Annotated in this window: 12 protein-coding genes; 4 read left to right on the top strand and 8 right to left on the bottom strand. The window is 59.3% G+C overall.

Features of this window, described 5'->3' with window-relative positions:
- Positions 1–29 precede the first annotated feature (29 nt).
- Entirely contained in the window at positions 30–407 is a 378-nt protein-coding gene (locus AC06G5_RS03730; protein ID WP_413426919.1) for a hypothetical protein, read from the top strand.
- A gap of 845 nt (positions 408–1,252) precedes the next feature.
- Positions 1,253–2,416 carry a type III PLP-dependent enzyme gene (locus AC06G5_RS03725; protein WP_007973066.1) on the top strand — a complete coding sequence of 388 codons (1,164 nt, stop codon included), beginning with the start codon at positions 1,253–1,255 and terminating at the stop codon, positions 2,414–2,416.
- A gap of 116 nt (positions 2,417–2,532) precedes the next feature.
- Here the strand turns inward: AC06G5_RS03725 and AC06G5_RS03720 are convergent, their stop codons facing one another.
- Complete coding sequence (locus tag AC06G5_RS03720) at positions 2,533–3,234, bottom strand: tetratricopeptide repeat protein (protein WP_413426933.1); 702 nt, start codon at positions 3,232–3,234, stop codon at positions 2,533–2,535.
- Between the two features lie 57 nt (positions 3,235–3,291).
- Positions 3,292–3,972, bottom strand: coding sequence for a Fe2+-dependent dioxygenase (locus tag AC06G5_RS03715; RefSeq protein WP_413426921.1), 681 nt, complete (start codon positions 3,970–3,972; stop codon positions 3,292–3,294).
- Positions 3,973–4,179: 207 nt separating this feature from the next.
- On the opposite strand from AC06G5_RS03715, the gene AC06G5_RS03710 reads away from it, so the two are divergent.
- Together AC06G5_RS03710 and AC06G5_RS03705 are read left to right on the top strand one after the other, a co-directional pair.
- Positions 4,180–6,504, top strand: a complete 2,325-nt coding sequence (locus tag AC06G5_RS03710; protein ID WP_413426923.1) for a TonB-dependent receptor — start codon at positions 4,180–4,182, stop codon at positions 6,502–6,504.
- 255 nt (positions 6,505–6,759) lie between these two features.
- On the top strand, positions 6,760–9,288 hold the full coding sequence (locus AC06G5_RS03705; RefSeq protein WP_480458995.1) for a PepSY domain-containing protein: 2,529 nt from the start codon (positions 6,760–6,762) through the stop codon (positions 9,286–9,288).
- Positions 9,289–9,327: 39 nt separating this feature from the next.
- Here AC06G5_RS03705 and AC06G5_RS03700 read toward each other — a convergent pair whose 3' ends face one another.
- The 6 genes from AC06G5_RS03700 to ptsP form a co-directional block, all read right to left on the bottom strand.
- Positions 9,328–10,233 carry a hypothetical protein gene (locus AC06G5_RS03700; protein ID WP_413421567.1) on the bottom strand — a complete coding sequence of 302 codons (906 nt, stop codon included), beginning with the start codon at positions 10,231–10,233 and terminating at the stop codon, positions 9,328–9,330.
- 105 nt (positions 10,234–10,338) lie between these two features.
- On the bottom strand, positions 10,339–12,585 hold the full coding sequence (locus AC06G5_RS03695; RefSeq protein WP_413703596.1) for an alpha-xenorhabdolysin family binary toxin subunit A: 2,247 nt from the start codon (positions 12,583–12,585) through the stop codon (positions 10,339–10,341).
- 284 nt (positions 12,586–12,869) lie between these two features.
- On the bottom strand, positions 12,870–14,459 hold the full coding sequence (locus tag AC06G5_RS03690) for an alkaline phosphatase D family protein (RefSeq protein WP_480458994.1): 1,590 nt from the start codon (positions 14,457–14,459) through the stop codon (positions 12,870–12,872).
- 177 nt (positions 14,460–14,636) lie between these two features.
- On the bottom strand, positions 14,637–16,376 hold the full coding sequence (locus AC06G5_RS03685; protein WP_480458993.1) for a PTS fructose-like transporter subunit IIB: 1,740 nt from the start codon (positions 16,374–16,376) through the stop codon (positions 14,637–14,639).
- Positions 16,377–16,387: 11 nt separating this feature from the next.
- Positions 16,388–17,329: a 1-phosphofructokinase gene (pfkB, locus tag AC06G5_RS03680; protein ID WP_413421575.1), complete on the bottom strand. Its 942-nt coding sequence runs from the start codon at positions 17,327–17,329 to the stop codon at positions 16,388–16,390.
- Positions 17,329–20,190: a phosphoenolpyruvate--protein phosphotransferase gene (gene ptsP, locus AC06G5_RS03675; RefSeq protein WP_413421577.1), complete on the bottom strand. Its 2,862-nt coding sequence runs from the start codon at positions 20,188–20,190 to the stop codon at positions 17,329–17,331. Before ptsP ends, pfkB begins: the two co-directional genes overlap by 1 nt.
- Positions 20,191–20,350 lie beyond the last annotated feature (160 nt).

The raw sequence follows: 20,350 nt of genomic DNA, 5'->3' as shown, positions 1-20,350 counted from the left end.
ATAAACTTACCAGGTTATAGAGGTCACCCATGAACATTAACAATTCGACATCACCTGCCACACCAACACCAGAGGCCGACTCCCTGGCGCCGAAGGTAATGGCTGGCCCACCCACACAAATCATCATAGGAGGTCTGGCAGACCCGCAACTTGTCAAAAAAGGGGGTAACTTCAAATTGGTGGTCGCGGCAAAACTCGTCGATACAAACGGCAGGGAAATTACAGGCGTTACCTCCGTGTGGACGACAACTACAGCTGGCGCCACTATCAATCGAGGTCCAGGGGATATGAACGGGACCTTCACGTTAAACAATGTGCAACTCAACACCATTATTCAATTTACCGTTACCACACAGCAGTACCCAGCCATCCGCAAGAGCGTAAGCCTTAGGCTTAACGTCTATTGATCGGCGACCGATCCCGTAATTCGTCGGTCGAACAGTGTCACCCTGATCGACCTTGTTCCTGTTCGGGAGCGCAGCAGCCGTAAATCAGCGAATACGCTCCTTGCGAGAAACTGCATCACTTGATTTCGGGGCGCTCGCGAGGAATGAAGACCAATATCGTCTCGCCGGCCGAGGCGCTGGCCTGATCGATTGGAAGCTGATTCCGATTGGTTAAGGTGCAAAACCTGTGTGCGAGCCTGCTCGCGATAGCTAAATGTCGGTCGACGACGATGTTGGCCGTGAAATTGTCATCGCGAGCAAGCTCACTCCCACAGGTTTCGTGTGATTTTTCGGCGATTCACACACCGGAAAAAAATATCAACAGTGAGTCTTGAAAAAGCTCTACAGCAACGCCCCGTCTTATAGCCAAAATCCCTACCAGCCTCTCTTCTGGACGCCAACGTCGCCTATATTGACGCCATCGTACTTTTCCAGAACTTGGCACACAAAAGCGTCGAACGTGCAGGTATTTTTAACACTTGAAAATTATCGGGGAACATCTGCCCGTCATCTCGGTCGGCTACAAAGAGTGATGTCCGTAACGCACGTCAGAAGAGTGCAAAAACGCGACATTTTTAGTTGATCTCAGGCCCCTCACGCCCTAAAGTTCGCGCCGAACGTCCATGCTGGAAACGATCCATCCGGCTCAAGTACTGACGACGAGACAGCAAGGCCAAGGGCTGCGACCCATGGCCTTTTTGCTTTCGGCGACATGCCTTGGGAAGTAGGCGAACCAAAGTGGGGATACGGAGGACGTTCATTTGCACCCATTGTTTTTTCGAGTTTGCCCATAGGAGCTCCCAAGTATGTCGATCCAGGTCGAAGACTATTTCGCGCGCGAAACCTTTCAGAAAATGAAGGCGTTCGCCGACAAGCAGGAAACCCCGTTCGTGGTGATCGACACCGCGATGATTGCCCAGGCCTATGACGACCTGCGCGCCGGTTTCGAATTCGCCAAGGTCTACTACGCGGTCAAGGCCAACCCGGCTGTCGAGATCATCGACCTGCTCAAAGAGAAAGGCTCGAGCTTCGACATCGCCTCGATCTACGAGTTGGACAAAGTGCTGAGCCGTGGCGTCAGCGCCGACCACATCAGCTACGGCAACACCATCAAGAAATCCAAGGACATTCGCTACTTCTACGAGAAGGGCGTGCGTCTGTTCGCCACCGACTCCGAAGCCGACCTGCGCAACATCGCCAAGGCGGCACCGGGTTCAAAAGTCTACGTACGCATCCTGACCGAAGGCTCGACCACTGCCGACTGGCCACTGTCGCGCAAATTCGGCTGCCAGACCGACATGGCCATGGACCTGCTGATCCTCGCCCGCGACCTGGGCCTGGTGCCTTATGGCATTTCGTTCCACGTCGGCTCGCAGCAGCGCGACATCAGCGTCTGGGACGCGGCCATCGCCAAGGTCAAAGTGATCTTCGAACGCCTGAAGGAAGAAGACGGCATTCACCTGAAGCTGATCAACATGGGCGGCGGCTTCCCGGCCAACTACATCACCCGCACCAACAGCCTGGAAACCTACGCCGAGGAAATCATCCGCTTCCTGAAAGAAGACTTCGGTGATGACTTGCCGGAAATCATCCTGGAACCTGGCCGTTCGTTGATCGCAAACGCTGGCATCCTGGTCAGCGAAGTAGTACTGGTCGCGCGTAAATCCCGTACCGCGGTAGAGCGCTGGGTGTACACGGATGTGGGCAAGTTCTCCGGCCTGATCGAAACCATGGACGAAGCCATCAAGTTCCCGATCTGGACCGAGAAAAAGGGCGAGATGGAAGAAGTGGTCATCGCCGGCCCGACCTGCGACAGCGCCGACATCATGTACGAAAACTACAAGTACGGCCTGCCATTGAACCTGGCCATCGGTGATCGCCTGTACTGGCTGTCGACCGGTGCGTATACCACCAGCTACAGCGCTGTCGAGTTCAATGGCTTCCCGCCGCTGAAGTCGTTCTACGTGTAACCCCACCCTGTAGGAGCAGCCGGTCGACGCTCGATTGCTCGCGATGAACCTGAGGATAACGCGCACATCCTGTATGAACGCGTCATCGTTAACGACCATCGCGAGCAAGCTCGCTCCTACAAGGTTTCGAGCTGTTTGGTACGTTGTTTGTAATCCACAGCCATCGCCTGAATCTGTGGATCATTGGCGGCTGACAATGCCTTATAAGCCACTCGCAGAAAATTCAGGTTGCCACCGGCCAACGCCTTGCGCAACCAGACCAACGCATCCTCGATATTCCCCTCGTCGGTCAAGACCGCTGCAAAGCTGAACTGCCCGCGAAAATCCCCGCTCTCGGCCGAACGTCGATACCAGTTACGAGCCGCCGCCGGATCCGCGGGACAGACCCGCCCTTCTTCCAGGTACCGCCCCAGCAGATTCATCGATTTTGCATGGCCCAACTCAGCCGCACGGCGATAGAGACTCAGTGCCTGAAGCTGATCCTCAACCACCCCGCGCCCGGTCGCCAGCAGATTGGCGTAGTTGTACATCGCCCAATCCAGCCCTGCAGTGGCGGCAATTCGGTAATGCCTGGCCGCTAGCGATGCATCGGCAGCACAGCCCCAACCATGCTCATGACAACGGCCGAGCATGTTGCGCGCCATGAGGTGCCCCTGGTGCGCTGCGATGCCGAACCAGCGCAGCGCCAGCGACCGGTCCTGCGCGATCCCCTGCCCGTCCAGCAGGATCTGCCCGAGCAAGGCCTGGGCCTCGACCTCTCCTTCACGTGCGGCGATCAGGATGGCCTGTGCCGCACGGGCCGGGCTTTCGTCGAGCATCGCGCGCAGGCGCTCACCATCGAGCACTTCCTCGCGGCGTAAACGAAAGTCCGCCACTTATACCTCGACCCAGCGACGCAACAGGTTGTGATAAGTGCCGGTCAGGCGGATCAGCGACGGATGATCCGGCATGTCGCGGGTCAGTTGCTGGATGGCCCCGTCCATCTCGAACAACAGGGCGCGCTGGCTGTCTTCGCGCACCAGGCTTTGGGTCCAGAAAAACGAGGCGAGTCGCGTTCCGCGTGTCACCGCGTTGACCTTGTGCAGGCTGGTGCCGGGGTACAGCACCATGTCGCCGGCAGGCAGCTTCACTCGCTGGGTGCCGAAGGTGTCCTGGATTTCCAGCTCGCCGCCGTCGTAATCCTCGGGCTCGCTGAAGAACAGCGTGGCGGACAAATCCGTGCGCACCCGCTCAATGCTGCCTTTGGGCTGACGCACCGCGTTGTCGATATGGAAGTCGAAACTGCCACCGGCGGTGTAACAGTTCACCAACGGAGGAAAGACTTTGTGCGGCAGTGCAGCCGACATGAACAGCGGGTTTTTCCACAGCCGCTCCAGCATCGCTGCGCCGATCTCCTTGGCCAGCGGATGCCCTTCGGGCAGCTGCAAGTTGTGCTTGGCCTTGGCCGACTGGTAGCCGGCAGTGATCTTGCCATCAGCCCAATCGGCTTGTTCCAGAGCTTCGCGGATGCGCTGCACCTCGTCTTTTTCGAACAGGCCGGGAATGTGCAGCAGCATGGCAAAGGCACCTGAAAACAAAGGGGCGCCAATGGTATTGATTCTTATTGCCCTTGTAAAACACATCTGACGAATGAGTCAGCAAAAACCGTAAGGTTAAATTGTAAAGAATGTAAATTCAGTGCGAATAGTAATGTTTCGCAATTGTTACGAATACTTGTTTACCCTATATTCCGCGACCTCAAATCCTTGGGGAGGGGAATCCAGATGTCACGTCAACAACCACAAGTACCGGTCAGTTCACCACGTTTGCTCGCATCGGCCATCGGCATGGCGATTACCGCCGGCTCCGCGGGCCACATGGTTTTCGCGGCGGAAAAAAGCGCCGAAAAAACACCGGACAATGTGATTTCGCTGGGCGCCACCGCCATCACCGGCCAAGCCCATGACGAGACGACCTACAACGTCGAGAAAGCCTCCTCGCCAAAGTACACCGCACCGCTGATCGACACACCGCGCTCGGTGACCGTAGTTCCGCAACAAGTCTTGAAAGACACCGGCTCGCTCAACTTGCAGGATGCGCTGCGCACCGTTCCAGGCATCACCTTCGGCGCCGGTGAAGGTGGCAACCCGCAGGGCGACCGCCCGTTCATCCGCGGCTTCGACGCCCAGGGCGACACCTACCTGGACGGCGTGCGCGATACCGGTTCCCAGAGCCGCGAGATCTTCGCCGTTGAATCGATCGAAGTCAGCAAAGGCCCGAACTCCGCGATCGGCGGCCGTGGCGCTGCTGGCGGCAGCATCAACCTGGTCAGCAAGAAAGCACACCTGGGCAACTCTCTCGACGGTGGCTTCACCTGGGGCTCCGACCAGACCCAGCGCTACACCTTCGACGGCAACTACCAGTTCACCGACACCGCCGCTGGCCGTCTGAACCTGTTGAGCCACGAGAGCAACGTCGCCGGGCGTGACAGTGTCAACTACGACCGTTGGGGTGTTGCACCGTCCCTGGCCTTCGGCCTCGGCACCGACACCCGCGTCAACCTCGACTACTACCATCTCGAAAGCAACGACCTGCCGGACTCGGGTATTCCGTACAGCATCCCGGCCGCAGGCTCGGCTGCCCGTACCAAGGCCAATCCCGACAAGCCGAATGACGGCGGCGACAGCAGCAACTTCTATGGCCTGGACAACCGCGACTTCCGCAAGACCCGCACCGACACGGCGACCTTCGCCATCGAGCACGACCTGAGCGACTCGCTGACCATCAAGAACACCCTGCGTCACGGTACCAGCATGCAGGATTACATCCTGACCCAGCCGGACGACAGTAAAGGCAACGTCAACAACGGCAGCGTCTGGCGCCGCGCGAACACCCGCGTGAGCAATACCGAGACCACCACCAACCAGACCGACCTGTTTGGTGATGTCTACATCGCCGGGTTCAAGAACAGCTTCTCCACCGGTGTCGAATACACCCACGAGGAAGGCGAAAAGTCCTCGTACAACGTCAACACGGACACTACTCCGGGAACGGCAGCGGTGACCACCAACTGCTCGCCGGCACTGATCGGCGCGCCAAGCGGCTATAACTGCACCTCGCTGTCCAACCCGAATCCGAATGATCCGTGGAGCGGCGCCATCTCGCGCAACTATGCCGGTACCGACACCAAGGCCAACACCTATGCGCTGTATGTGTTCGACACCCTGGAGTTGTCCGAGCAGTGGCTGGTGAACATGGGCCTGCGTTACGACCATTTCGATACCGAATACAAAACCTTCAACGGTTCCAGCGTGACCACGTCCAAGGGCGATGACACCAGCGAATTCGTCACCGGTCAGTTCGGCGTGGTGTACAAACCAGCGGAAAACGGCAGCATCTATGCCTCCTACGCGACGTCTGCCACTCCGCCGGGCAACACCTTGGGCGAAGGTTCGGAAGGCAACCCGTTGGGTGGCACGCCGGATCGCAACGGCAACCTGCTCAAAAGCGACATGGAGCCGGAAACCACCAAGAACTACGAAATCGGTACCAAGTGGGATCTGCTGAACGATCGTTTGTCCCTGACCGCCGACATCTTCCGCACCGAGAAAGAAAACGCTCGTGTGCAAACCAACACCACCACCTTTGAAAACGTCGGTAAAACCCGCGTTCAAGGTATCGAACTGTCGGCCAGCGGCAAACTCACCGACAAATGGCAAGTGTTCGCCGGTTACGCCTACATGGACAGCGAGCAAATCGATGGTGGCGACCTGCCGGCAAACAAGATCAACAACGGCAACCAACTGCCTAACACGCCGAAAAACAGCGCCAGCCTGTGGACGACCTATCAGGTCACGCCGAAGCTGACCATCGGTGGCGGTGCGTTCTATGTCGATGACGTGTTCGGCAACGTCGCCAACACCACCATGGTTGATTCCTACGTTCGTTACGACGCGATGGCGGCCTACAAGCTGAGCAAGAACGTCGACCTGCAACTGAACGTGCAGAACCTGACCGACGAAACCTACTACGACAAGGCGTTCTCGACTCACTTCGCCAACCAGGCGGCCGGTCGTACCGCATTGCTGAGCACCAACTTCCACTTCTGATGGAAACGTGACCAACAACCTTCTGTAGGAGCGAGCTTGCTCGCGAGAAACTCGAGAACGGCGCGGTGAATCAGGTTTACCGCGTCATCGTTGACGACCATCGCGAGCGAGCTCGCTCCTACATTGTTGGCATTGGGCCCGGCCTCGTTCATTCACATGAACGGGGCCTTTGTGCGTAAAAAAGAATGCTTCTCGACAACCCCACGGCATAATGCGCGCCGTGATGAATCAATTTGAACGAACAAGGCGAGCGACGTGTTGAAGAAAACCCTGTTCCAGTTGCACTGGTTTTTCGGCATCAGCGCCGGGCTCGTCCTGGCCCTGATGGGCATCACCGGGGCGACTGTGTCGTTCCAGGATGAAATCCTGAACGCACTCAACCCGTCCGTGTTGCAGGTCGAAAAACAGCTCGCCGGTGTGCTGCCGCCTGCCGAACTGGTGGAGCGAATCGAAACCGCGTCGGGCAAAAAAGTCTCGATGCTCACCGTGGAAACCGACAGCGGCAACGCCGCCAAAGTGTGGTTCACCCCGCCACCGGGTGAACGCCGTGGCGAGATGCGCTACTTCGATCCGTACACGGGAGAGTTCCTGGGCGACGCCACCGGTCAGGACTTCTTCGGCCTGATGCTGCAACTGCACCGTTTCCTCGCCATGGGCGACACGGGTCGGCAGATCACCGGTGCATGCACGCTGATCCTGGTGTTCTTCTGCCTGTCCGGCCTGTACCTGCGCTGGCCTCGCCAGTGGAAAAGCTGGCGCGCCTGGCTGACCCTGGACTGGAAGAAAAAGGGCCGCAGCTTCAACTGGGACCTGCATTCGGTGGCCGGTACCTGGTGCCTGGTGTTTTACCTCCTGGCGGCGCTGACCGGGCTGTCCTGGTCCTACGAGTGGTACAACAAGGGCCTGACCCGGTTGCTCTCCGATGCACCGCAGAACGAGCGCGTGCGTGGCGGACGTGGCCCGGCGCCGGCAGGTCCGGCGCCGACAGCCGATTACGCGGCCATGTGGAGCAGCATCTACAGCGCGGCCGGCCCGCAACTCAGTTCCTATAACGTACGCATGCCGCCAGTGGCCGGCCAACCAGCGACCGTTTACTTCCTGTTGAAAACCTCGCCCCACGACCGTGCGCTGAACCAGATCACCCTCGATCCGGCCAGCGGCGTGGTCAAACGGGTTGACCGCTACAGCGACAAGAGTCTCAAGGCGCAACTGCTGACCAGCATTTATGCGCTGCACGTCGGCAGTTACTTCGGCATCGTCGGGCGCATCATCCTGACTCTCACCGCGCTGACCATGCCGCTGTTCTTCGTCACCGGCTGGTTGCTGTACCTGGATCGTCGCCGCAAGAAACGCCAGATCAAGGATGCTCGCCAAGGCCTTGTACAACCGGGCAACGATGCATCTGCCTGGCTGATCGGTTTCGCCAGCCAGAGCGGGTTTGCCGAGCAACTGGCCTGGCAGACCGCCGGGCAATTGCAGGCCGCAGGCTTACCCGTGAAGGTGCAGCCGCTGGCGGACGTCAGCGAGCAGGACTTGCAGGGCTCGAACAACGCTCTGTTCGTCGTCAGTACCTTCGGTGACGGTGAAGCGCCGGACAGCGCCAGGGGCTTCGAACGCAAGGTACTGGGTCGCACGCCGAGCCTGGAACGCCTGAACTACGCGGTCCTCGGCCTCGGCGACCGGCAGTATCAACACTTCTGCGGATTCGCCAAGCGCCTGCACACCTGGCTCGGCGAACACGGCGGCAAGACCTTGTTCGCCCCGGTGGAAGTCGACGGCGGCGATCCTTACGCCTTGCGCCACTGGCAACAGCAACTGGGGCTGCTGACCGGCCACGCGCCCGTCGACGCCTGGCAAGCACCCAGCTACGACAACTGGACCCTGGCCCGTCGTGAACTGCTGAACCCGGACAGCAGCGGATCCCCTGTGTACTTGCTGGGCCTCAGCGCGCCAAGCACCAGCAGTTGGCTGGCCGGTGATCTGGTGGAAGTGCTGCCGCGCAATTGCCCGTGGGTCATCGAGCATTTCCTCGATGGTCTGGGGATTCACGGTGAGACCAAGGTGCAGCTCAACGGCCTGGAGGAAACCCTCGAACAGGCCCTGGCCAGCCGCCAATTGCCGGAGAACCGCGCCCATCTGGTCGGCCTGCACGCGCAGGCGCTGGCAGAGGCCCTGGTGCCGCTGGCCATGCGCGAGTACTCCATTGCGTCGATCCCGGCCGATGGCATGCTCGAACTGATCGTGCGCCAGGAAGTGCATGCCGATGGCAACCTCGGCGTCGGCTCCGGCTGGTTGACCGAACACGCACCCGTGGGCAGTTCCATCAGCCTGCGCGTGCGACGCAACAGTGGTTTCCATCTGCCGGCCCGACCGGTGCCGATGATCCTGCTGGGTAATGGCACTGGGCTGGCCGGGTTGCGCAGCCTGCTCAAGGCGCGGATTGCCGAGGGTCAGCAACGTCACTGGCTGCTGTTTGGCGAGCGCAATCGCGAGCACGACTACCTGTGCAGAACGGAGCTGGAGGAGTGGCTGATCAATGGTGATCTGGAGCGCCTCGACCTGGCGTTTTCCCGCGACCAGGCAGAGAAGGTTTACGTGCAGGATCGGCTGCGAGAGTCCGCTGAAGAGTTGAAAAAGTGGCTGGCCGAGGGTGCGGTGATTTTTATTTGCGGCAGCTTGCAGGGCATGGCAAGCGGAGTGGATCAGGTGCTCAAGGAAGTCCTCGGAGCAGCACAGGTAGAAAAGCTGATCGAACAAAACCGATATCGGCGCGACGTCTACTGACATGCAGCCGGATCTCGTCCGGCTGGATCCACGCTTTGCTCATGAATCTTCTACAGCATATTTACCCTTGTAACGTATGAAGTCTGACCAGTCCTGCAACCTGTCCATTCGCAGTTGCAGTGGGGTCAGCAGGCTGGCCACCAGATTCAGCGTCAGTAGCAGAGTCGAATACGTTGACGAAGCCGTGATCAGGGCAAGCCTGTCAATCATCACGCTCAACAACTGCTCAATCCTGTTCAGGAAATGGCCAAAGTTGAAAAGTGCGGAACAAGCGCGAGCGTAGACCTGGGTCAACCGATACAACTCCAGTGTTAGCGGTTCAGGGTCTCCTCGGTAGGGTGTCCTGAAATCGAAGGGGGAAGTCCCGGAACCTGAAGGAGGCTTTTCTGGCGAAAAGCCATAGGTTTCTATCTTCTGCTTTCTTGCCGCAAGGATCCGGAAGAACATTGGGTGGACCTCTCGCTCCATTGAGTTGACATTGAAACTGTACCGTTCAATGTTTTTCAGGGCGACGCTGCACTGCTCAACGAGAAAGGACATGACTCCGGAAACCTTGTACATGCTACAGACCACAAGGTTCGGCGCATGGAAATCGAACAGATCGCATCCCAGCGTATCAACAGCCACCCGTCGGTAGCGGGGCACGTTCGGCCTTGCCTCAAGAAATACCTGCCGAAGGTTGTGGACCTGATTGACGCAGAGGAGCACTTGCGTGCGTATACCCTTCACGTCGTCCTCGTCCACCAAGGACCAAAATCTGGTGCGATTGCTCTCAGCCTCTTCGCTCAAGCCCTGTGCATAGGCGCCCAACACCTTTGAGGTTGCCGGGGTGGAGTGCATGATGAAATCCTTGTGAAGCACCTCGCTCAAAAATAATTCGTAGGCGCGTAACGAAATAAAGTCATCTTCCTGAAAAAATATGAAATCCCTGTTCTCTTCGTTCATACCCGCCTCCTGCAGATAGTCACTCCCATGCTAAACAACCATTGAAAAGCCGTGCATCGAGAGACTCGACGCACGACCGATCAAGCACGGTATGAAAAACAATACTTATAAATACGAAAGCTGATTCAGGTAATCGACAAAACCATTGGCGCTAACGATGAAGTCTGAAACCTGCTTGTTCAAAGGGGAGGAAGAATCAGACTTCATCGAGCTCAAGAAACGGGCCACTGTCTCATCGATCTCCGCGAACGCCGCCACGTAGAGTTTGCGTTGCTCATGCATCTGAGAAAAAACCTCAATCAGCTTGATCTTGTCCGCAGTGATCCGCACGGCGAGTCCCTCAGCCATAATTTGCGCCTGCACTTCCAGGGTCTTGTCTCGAAGTACCTGGTTCTGCTTTACCATCAAGACAAAGGAAACATCCCTTACTGCGCCCTGCAGATCCTGTTTCACTTTTTCGATCGCCGCCAGCACCAGATCAATCTGAGATGGCTTGGCACCAAGTTTTTTGACCGCCTCGACATTCAGCTCGACATTCTTTGCAACACCGGAAATGCCGAGTTTATTGAGCTCCTCTACGGCCTCGTTGATGACTCCACGCTTTTTTTCAAGATCTGTCAGGCTGGAATTCAAACGCTCCAGCACCGCATCATGTGCTGACACGTCAGCCATCAGCGAGGTTTTGAATCCCTGCATGGCCGTCTCGTCATAACCGACATTGAACCGTTTCAGGCTCTCTCCCAAGGAGATGGACATCTCGCTGACGGCCGTCTGTGCCTCCCGCAAAAGCGTCGTCTGCTCGTCATGAATTTCGTCGATTTCATCGGCGCCCTCCCTCAACTCTTCATCGAGCGACAGCAACTGTTGTAGCGTGCTCTTAAGTGAAAGCTCGGTTTTCAGTGCCTTCTCTTGAGCCTCCCTGGAACCATTCGCGACGTTAACCGGTAACGCCTGAAATTTTTCACTCAAGTCCGGAAGATAATCCGTTTTCATGAACAGCAGCTTTGCTTCCACCGCACGGTTACGCAGTTCCGAACTGCTGCCCTGAAGGTTTTGGACTTTCACTGCAGGATAACTATCGCTTTGCATCAGAGACCTCATTGGTTTTCTTCCTTGAACACCGTATTCCAGCATGTATTGCTGTTCCGCCTCGTGGAACAATTCAACAAGCGCATCGGCGCTTTTTTCGATTTTTACCCAAGGCGCCGCCACCAAACGAAACTGAGTGATGAATGCCTGCAAACGGACGCCGTCTTCGATCTTCAATACCGCTTTTTCGGAGCTCTCGATGTAGGCATGGAGCACATTCCAGGTATGCACCACGTTGTTTGTCGCCACTTCAGCATCCAGAGCAACGGTCTGCATATTCTGCATGTCACCCCTGATCCGTGCGATCGATCCCAGGACCTTGGACTTGCTCTCGAGGCTCTTGATGGCCGCTTCCTGAGCACGGCTGAGATCATTGCGTCGAGATCGGACCCCTTCAGCTTCAACACCGGTATAGATGGCAACGCCCAAACCTATAATCGAGAAACTGCTGGCCGAGGAAAGCGACTTTTGAACCAGCGCTTTGTACTCTTTATGCAACTCATCAATCTGATTGGCACGCTCCTTGATCTCGTCATTCAAAATCTCGATGTCTGATGCGAATGTATTATTCTCGAGTGCCAGCGACAGTAACTTGATAGTTGGAATGACATCGTTAGTCAGTTGCCGACTAAAATGATCGAGATCGGATTTTATTTGAGCGGCAGTGCGCAGATGCTCCTTGACCTGCTCGAAGATCTGATCCAGCACATCCCCCAGATCCGGGATGGTGTCCGCTTCCAACGCAAGATCCGGGAACGGCTTGCCTTCTTTCACTTCCCACTCGCGCAATTCCGCATAGTTGGTAATCTTGTGTGTGCCCAGCGCCTTCGCCGCCTTGACGTCAGCGAAAATTTCCTCGACCGAAGTAAGGTATACACCCATGCTCGAACCGAACAGTTTCAAATGGGTCCCCGTCAGCATGATCCGCGAGCGCAGGGGCGACCATAGACTGGCGTGGGCATTAACCTTGGTAAAAGACATGAGAAAGTCTTTTTTTGTGAAACCCATGCCCCCTTCTTCGTCGCCAAAGTTCAGGTAAGTCGCAAGCGCTCGCTCATTGGTGGGAAGTGCCAGCCCGGTGGCTTCGTATTTTCGCAGGGAAATGATTTGGTCTTTGGTCAGTATCAAGCCGTTGGCGCGAGTGACTTCATTCGCAGCCCCAGTCGACAAAGACACCAGTGACTGGGGAACAGCAACTGCAAGAGTTGCAACTTCATCGTAGTTTTTGCCTTCCAGACTTTTTTCCCACAATGCAGCGGACATAGCGATTCCTTTCTAAAATTTTCAACTTGTCACCAAACCATTCAACTTAATTAGTTTGGCCATCCGCCCTGTGGCGTTGAAAAAAAGTAAGCCGCCCACCTATATTGATCAAGTGACCAAATATATGAAAATGTGATAATTACAACCCCAGGAGAAAACTTCAGCAGAATATTAAACCAAGCGACTCGCGGGGGCCGCTAAAACTGCCAGTCAACACATACACCCAATGCTCTGCCGTTTGCACTCACGTCCAATAAAAGAAAAGAATGCAGTAACTTCCAGCATCAGGTTTTTTCTCGAAAGTTATTTTCCAGGCAACGAGCAACTGCAGGATCACAGGGAGCCAGTTTTTGCTCGAATACCGCCACGCCATCCAGATCGCGCAACACCACACTCATCTCCCCGCTCTGCCCGTCGATATTCACCTCGCCAAAAAACTGAAACCCGGCAAACGGCGAGACGTTCTGCGTCGGCGGTGCCTTCTGAAACACCACGTGCGGGCCAAAGGTCTTGTCCAGTGGATTGGGCCCAAAACTCCCGGCATTCAACGGCCCCGCGACAAACTCCCAGAACGGTTCGAAATCCTGAAACGCCGCGCGCTCAGGGTGGTAGTGATGCGCGGCGCAGTAATGCACGTCCGCGGTAAGGAAGACGAAATTGTGAACCTGTCGCGCCCGCAGAAAGCCGAGCAATTCGGCGATTTCCAGTTCACGTCCCTGGGCCGGGCCGGGATCACCGTTGGCCACCGCTTCCCACCGCGTGACACCTGGGCTGACTTCGCCGTCGGGTACGCCGAGGCCGAAAGGCATGTCGGCGGCGATCACTTTCCATTGCGCGTTCGAGGCCTGCATTTCGCGCTTGAGCCAGTCCAGTTGCTCACGACCGAGGAACGGCTTGGCCTCGCCCAGATTGTCATCATTGGCCCCGCGATAACTGCGCATGTCCAGCACGAACACATCGAGCAGCGGCCCGTAACCGAGCTTGCGATAGATCCGCCCGCCGCCATCGGCGCTCTGCAGGCGCATCGGCGCGTATTCGAGCCAGGCCTGGCGTGCGCGATCCACCAGGCTGTGGATATCCTTGCTCTGGTAGCGCGCATCCAGCTGCTTGCCGGGCGACCAGTTGTTCACCACTTCGTGGTCGTCCCACTGCCAGATCTGCGGCACTTCGGCGTTGAAACGGCGGATATTTTCATCCATCAGGTTGTAGCGGTAATTGCCGCGGTACTCATCGAGGGTCTCGGCGACTTTGCTCTTGGCCTCGGTGGTGATGTTGCGCCATACCCGGCCACCTTCCGTGGTGAGCTGCGCCGGGATCGGGCTGTCGGCGTAAATGGTGTCGCCGCTGTGGATAAAGAAATCCGGCAGACGTCGACGCATCGCCTCGTAGATGCGCATGCCGCCAATGTCCGGGTTGATGCCGAAGCCCTGGCCGACGGTGTCGCCGCTCCAGACAAAACGCAGGTCGCGCCGGGTCTGCGGCACGCTGCGCAAGTGACCGAACCAGGGTTCGCTGGCAACGCCACTCTGGGCGTCTTCAAACTGCACTCGATAGAAAATCGCCTGGCCGGCAGGCAGCCCGGTGAGTTCGACCCGGGCAGTGAAATCGCTGCGCGCATCGGCCAGGGGCGAGACGAATCGCCGCGGGTTGGGAAACAGGCTGCGGGTGTCCCACTCCACCACCATCCGTGCGGGACGATCGCAGCGGCTCCAGACGATCGCCCGGTCGCCCAGCAGGTCACCGGACTGCACGCCGTCGGTGAGCTGCGGCCGGTCCTTGACCGAAGCGATCACCGCCGGCGCCAGCCCTGGCAACAGCAATCCGGCGCCGACCGCTTGCATGACACGACGGCGCCCCAGGTTGAAATCGCTCATGGTGTTCTCCTTGAAAAAGGAAAAACTTAAGCATGGCTGGATGAAGCCGGCATGACATCCCCACCTTATAGGAGCGAGCCCGCTCGCGAAAAACCAATAGGCGCCGCTGGGCATCTGGTTTGACGCGTTATCGTTCGCGACCATCGCGAGCGAGCTCGCTCCTACAGGGGACAGGTGTCAGGCGGTGACGGGTTCTACCGCCAACTCCACCACCTCTGGTCGTTTCACCAGCGCATACGCCACCGCCGTCAACAGGCTCCCCGCCACAATCGCCAGCAGATAAAGCAGCGCATGATTGATCGCATTCGGGATCGCCAGCACAAACAACCCTCCATGGGGCGCCATCAATTTGCAGCCGAAATACATCGACAACGCACCGGTCAGCGCACCACCGGCGATGCTCGCCGGAATCACCCGCAACGGATCTTTCGCGGCAAACGGAATCGCCCCTTCGGAGATGAAGCACAGCCCCAGCACCAGCGCCGCCTTGCCGGCTTCGCGCTCAGTCTGCGCAAACTTGCGCCGCGCAATGAACGTGGCGATACCCAGGCCAATCGGCGGCACCATGCCCGCGGCCATGGTCGCCGCCATCGGCGCGTAACTCTGCGACGCCAGCAACCCGACCGAGAACGCATAGGCCGCCTTGTTGATCGGCCCGCCGAGGTCGACGCACATCATGCCGCCCAGCAACACACCCAGCAGAATCGCGTTGGTGGTGCCCATGCTGTCGAGAAAATGCGTGAGCCCGGAAAGCATCCCGGCCACCGGTTTGCCGACCACGTAGATCATCACCAGACCAGTGAACAGGCTCGCCAGCAACGGGATGATCAGGATCGGCTTCAGCGCCTCGAGGCTTTGCGGCAAACGCGCATAACGGTTGATCGCCTTGGCCGCATAGCCGGCGAGGAAACCGGCAATGATCCCGCCGATGAAACCGGCGCCCAGGGTGCTCGCCAGCAGACCGCCGATCATCCCCGGCGCGAGGCCCGGGCGGTCGGCGATGGAATAGGCGATATAGCCTGCCAGCAGCGGCACCATCAGCTTGAATGCGCTGTCGCCACCGATCTGCATCAACGCCGCCGCCAGAGTGCCCTGCTCCTTGAAGGCGGTGATGCCGAACACGAACGACAAGGCGATCATCAGGCCGCCGGCCACCACCATCGGCAACATGAACGACACGCCAGTCAGCAGGTGTTTGTAGATACCCGTCTTTTCCTGTCTGGCCGTTGTTTTGGCAGCGTTCCCAGCGCTTTCCTGCTGGCCTTCGGCCAAGGCCTTTTTCAAGGTCGCTTCCGCTTGCTTGAGGGCAATACCGGTGCCACAGCGATAGATTTTCTTGCCGGCGAAACGCTCGGTGGCGACTTCGATATCGGCCGCCAGCAGCACCACATCGGCCTCGGCAATCGCTTGCGCGCTCAATGGATTGCGCGCGCCGACCGAGCCCTGGGTTTCCACCTGCAGGTCATAGCCCAGGCGCTTGGCCGCTTGCTGCAAGGCCTCGGCGGCCATGAACGTGTGGGCTACGCCCGTCGGGCACGCGGTGACGGCCACCAGCCGCGGTGTGTCCCGGGCAACCGCCACAGGTTCGACGACGGCTTGTTCAGCGACGTAAACCTTAGCCTCCTGCGCACCACGCCGCAGTACGGCTTCCACGTCTTGCAGGGCTTGGGCCGGAGTGCTCTGGAACAGGCGCTTGCCGACAAACCGCGACATATCCACGGGTGCACTGGTCACCAGCAGCACCCACTCGGCCGCGTCGAGGGTGGCCGCCGACAGTTGCTTTTCAGGATGCGCGGCATCGGCGATTTCGACACTGGTGCTCCAGCCCTGGCGCTGGGCCGCGGCATCGAGCAACCGGGCACACAGCACACTGGTGACCATGCCGTTCGGGCAGGCCGTAACGATGGCTAACTTCATGACAAACCCTCTTATTGTTCTGTCAGGGGACGCACGCGCACACCCTGTTCAAGCTGCGCCAGTTGCGCTGCATCGCCAATGCCGAAACCGATCTGGGTCACTGCCATCGCGGCAATCGCCGTGGCGGTGCGCAAGGTTTGCTCCGGCGTATCGGCACTGAGCAAACCGTGGAGCATCCCCGCCAGCAACGAATCACCCGCGCCCACCGTGCTGGCGACGCTGACCCTGGGTGGCGTGGCATGCAGTGCCGAGCCAACGCTGAACCAGTTCACGCCTTCGGCACCATGGGAAATCACCACATGCTCGATGCCCTGGGCGTGCAAGCGATCCGCCGCTTCGGCCTGGGCACGGACCGACACGACCTCGCAGTCCAGCACCTCGGCCAGCTCGTCGGTGTTGGGTTTGATCAGCCACGGCCCCGCTTTCAGCGCTGCACGCAACGCCTCGCCGCTGGTATCGAGGGCGACGTTCAGGCCCAGGTTCTTCAAGCGCACAATCAACGCCTGCAACCACTGTGCGCTGATGCCCAACGGCAAACTGCCAGCAACCACCACCGCATCGTGCCCCGGTGCGATCTGCTCCAGTCGATCCAGCAAGGCCTGCTGCGCCACCTCGCTGACCTGCGGTCCCGGCCCATTGATGTCAGTGATGCGGCCGTCGCTTTCCGCCAGCTTGATGTTGCTGCGGGTCTCGCCCGGCACGCGGATGAAGGCATCGACAAAACCGCGCCTGGCGAACAGCGTTTCAAACGCTTGCAGATTGTCCTCGCCGAGAAAGCCACTGACGGTCACCTGATGCCCGAGGTCCGCCAGCACTTGCGCCACGTTGACGCCTTTGCCGGCAGCGTGGGTGTGCATCACATCGCTGCGGTTGACCTGGCCGGCTTCAAGGCGCGGCAACTGGACGGTCAGGTCCAGCGCAGGGTTGAGGGTCAGGGTGAGAATCCGGGCCATTACAGGGCCTCCACTAGTGCACGCACTTCATTGGCGCTGCCCACGGCCAGGGCCTGTCGGGCAAGGGTTTGAGTCTGAGTGAAGCCCAGTTCGCGAATTCGCGCCTTGACCTCGGCAATGCTGCGCGCCCCGACGCTGAGTTCGTCCACGCCGAGGCCGACCAGTACCGGCACCGCCAGTGGGTCGGCCGCCAGCTCACCGCACACACCGACCCATTTACCGTGAGCATGGGCCGCGCGCACGGTGATGTCGATCAGTTGCAGCACCGCCGGATGCAAGCCGTCGGCCTGGGCCGAAAGCGTCGGATGGCCACGGTCGATGGCCAGGGTGTATTGGGTCAGGTCGTTGGTGCCGACGCTGAAGAAGTCGACCTCCTTGGCCAGCACCGGCGCCAGCAATGCCGCCGACGGCACTTCGATCATGATCCCCAGTTGCAGGTCGGCAACCGGAATTTCCAGACGCAGGCGTTCGGTCATGTCACGGGCCTGGCGCCACTCGTCAACGCTGCCCACCATCGGGAACATGATCCGCAGCGGCCGGTTGTCGGCCGCCCGCAGCAAGGCGCGCAATTGCGCTTCCATGATCTGCGGACGCTGCAAGGTCAGGCGGATACCGCGCACGCCGAGAAACGGGTTTTCTTCCTTCGCGATCGGCCAGTACGGCAGCGGTTTGTCGCCGCCGACATCAAGGGTGCGCACCACCAGCGGCCGCCCCGCCAGACCGTCGAGAACGCGACGGTACTCGGTTTCCTGGGTTGCCTCGTCGGGCGCTTGCGGGTGGGCCATGAAGATCAGTTCGGTGCGCAACAGACCAACGCCTTCGGCGCCCTGCTCCACCGCGCCCGCCACGCCGGCGCTTTCACCGAGGTTGGCGAACACTTCGACGGCGTGGCCATCGCTGGTCAATGCCGGCTGGTGACGCTGCTCGGCGGCTGCCTTCAAGCGCTGCTCACGGGTATCGCGTTCGGCCGTGGCGCGCTGCAAGGTCGCTGCGTCAGCGTCCACATGCAGACGACCACGCTGGCCATCGAGCAACAACGGCGTACCCGGTGCCAGCAGCAACACGCCGGGGCCGGCGCCGACCAGTGCCGGGATGCCCAGCGCCCGGGCAACAATCGCACTGTGCGCCGTAGCGCCACCCCGGGCGGTGAGAATCCCCGCCACGCGAGCCGGATCGAGACGCGCGACGTCGGAAGGTCCGACCTCGTCCATCACCAGAATGTACGGTTGATCCGGTTCGTTCGGGGTTTCGATGCCACTGAGCTGCATCAACACCCGACGCCCGATGTCGCGCAAGTCGGCCGCGCGCTCGGCGAGCAAGGCATCCTGCAAGGCTTCCTGCTGTCGGGCCGCCGCTTCAATCACAGCCATCCATGCCGCCTCGGCGCTTTCGCCCTGCTTGAGGCGCGTATCGACTTCATCAGTCAGTTCCGGGTCGTCGAGCATCTCTTGGTGGGTGATGAAGATTTCGCGAATGGCTTTGCTTTTGCTGCGCTCGATCAAACCCTGGATGTCACGGCGTACCTGCGCCAGGCTGTGCTGCAGACGTTCACGCTCGATGGCGGCGGACTCACCGCGCAACGGGTAGTCGATGGTTTGCAGCACATGAATATGGGCCGGCCCGATGGCGATCCCCGGCGCGGCGGCAATCGCCTGGACCACGCTGCCCGACATCGGGGCGAGGACTACTTCGACCATTTCGGCAACGACCTCGCGCACCTGGCTTACCGGTGGCAGCGGCTCGACTTCCTCACCGAGCCCTTCTTCGATGGCGGCCAACAAGGCCGGCAACACATCGGCGGCGATGACTGGCTCGGCGATGAACTCCAGGACCTGTCCCCGACGGGCGCCGAGGCTGAGCAACTTGCTCAAGCTCTTTACCGACACCGCGCTGTCGTGGCCATCGACGATCCGCACGCGGATGTCTCCTTCAAAACTCTTTGCCAGTTGCGCGAGGATTTTCGCCGGCCGCGCATGCAAACCGTGGGCATTGGCCAATGCAATTCGCGCGCTGGGCCAGTCGGCGGGCACTTCACCACCGAGCACTTCGAGGACTTTGCGACTGCTGGTGGCGCGCCCCAACTCATGACCACGCCCTTCGATCAGCAACGCGCAAAGGCGTTCGAGCAAGGCTTGATGGGCCTCACCGAGGCTGGCCAGGCAAAACAGGCCATTGAGCGGCTGGCCGAGATAGCGCAGCGGTTTGTCCGGGGTAACGAAGGCCAGGCCGGGGCGCTTCACCGTTTGCTCGCTGTGCAGCCACCACAGGCCATCGCCCAACGGCAGCGCTTCAACCTGTTGCAGTACGGCGGAGAAACCGTTGCTCACGCAGTCGGCCTGGCGCAACAAACGTGCGCCGCGCCAGACCAGCTCTTCGAAATCTTCGGCTGCTACACCGAGGCCGATCATCTGCGCATCCAGCGCCAGCTCCTGTGGCGCGCCTTGCAGCAACTTCAGCAATGCCTCGGCGGAACCTGCGCGACGCAAGGCCTGGCCCAGATCAGTCTCGCCGAGAGCGCGAGTCAACAATTGCAACAGGCGCAGATGCTCATCGGATTTGGCGGCGATACCGATCGCCAGGTAAACGATATGACCGTCGCCCCAGTCCACACCGTCAGGGAACTGCATCAGGCGCACACCGGTGGTGAACACCAGTTCGCGGGTTTCGGGCGTACCGTGGGGGATGGCAATACCTTGACCGAGAAAGGTCGAGCCCTGGGCCTCCCGCGCCTGCAATCCGGTGAGATACCCCTCGGCAACCAGACCGTCGGCAACCAGATGCCGGGCCAGCAATTGCAGCGCTGCGGATTTATCCACGGCCGACTGGCCCATGGAAATCTGCTCTACAGTGAGCTCGAGCATGCTTTCTCCTTTTTGGCGACTTGGGGCGCCAGGTATTGTTTTGAATAAGCCAGCCTTGGCGCCTGGTCGTCACTTTTGGCGGTTTCACGGCAGAACCGACCAAAGGCGCCTATAACGTAGAAAATACGCTTGCTGAAACGTTTAATCTAGATTGAATGGC

Source organism: Pseudomonas sp. WT-JTC, from assembly GCF_056711565.1.
The sequence above is the reverse complement of the archived record's forward strand: the minus strand, read 5'-3'. Positions and strand labels throughout refer to the sequence as shown.